2 protein-coding genes are annotated in these 748 nt (G+C 42.8%); one reads left to right on the top strand and one right to left on the bottom strand.

Annotated elements, in window-relative coordinates; translation table 11 throughout:
* Positions 1-287 (top strand): fumarate hydratase C-terminal domain-containing protein (locus CVN76_RS30140; protein WP_198512678.1); only part of this gene is annotated, 287 nt, incomplete at its 5' end.
* 49 nt (positions 288-336) lie between these two features.
* Here CVN76_RS30140 and CVN76_RS31545 read toward each other — a convergent pair.
* Positions 337-474: a hypothetical protein gene (locus tag CVN76_RS31545; protein WP_198512470.1), complete on the bottom strand. Its 138-nt coding sequence runs from the start codon at positions 472-474 to the stop codon at positions 337-339.
* Positions 475-748: the final 274 nt, after the last annotated feature.

Genomic DNA, 748 nt, shown 5'->3' with positions numbered 1-748 from the left:
TCGGCAAGGGTGGAATGGGACCAAAAACCCTAGAGGCACTAAGTGAACACGGCGGTGTTTATCTCAACGCAATCGGCGGCGCTGCCCAATATTATGCAGATTGCATCAAATCCGTAGAAGGTGTGAACTTCACCGAATTTGGCATTCCAGAAGCGATGTGGCACCTGAATGTCGAAGGATTCACAGCCGTTGTTACCATGGATTCACATGGAAACAGCCTGCACAAAGATGTTCAGCAATCTTCATTGGAGAAGCTGGCACAATTTAAAGAAGCAGTATTTAAATAAATATATGGAAAAGACGCTCACCAACTCGGCTGAGCGTCTTTTTTTAACCTTATTCCTCTATTTCTGGCAATGGATCGACCTTTGTTGAATCCTCTAAATTCAAACCACTATTCACGAAATGAACAAACAACCCTGCGCCTAAGCCTAGACAACCAACAAAGCCCAATGTAATTACCCATTCAAGCATGTCATCCGCCCCCTTCGTACATGTATATGAAAAAAAAGGCGATAATTGCCTCTGAAAAGTACAATCTTTTGGAACGGACGCACATACATTAGTAGAGAAAGGGGGGATTTTCATGCAGAATAATTACTTCTTATTCTTTCTTGCCGTGTTAACTGGTTTTGCTTTCATCCAACTTCCTGTAGCTGGCACCATTTTCTCCGGTCTTGAAACATTCCTAGATGTAGTCGGAATTGTAATCGTTATCATTTTCGCAATTGCCATCGTTTGGAAGGCG

The organism is Bacillus sp. mrc49 (assembly GCF_002803435.1).
Note: the sequence above shows the minus strand (reverse complement) of the source record. Positions and strands in the feature narration are given on the sequence as shown.

Coding starts and splice junctions, on each gene's coding strand:
- CVN76_RS31545 (WP_198512470.1), bottom strand. CDS start 474: ATGCTTGAATGGGTAATTACATTGGGCTTTGTTGGTTGTCTAGGCTTA.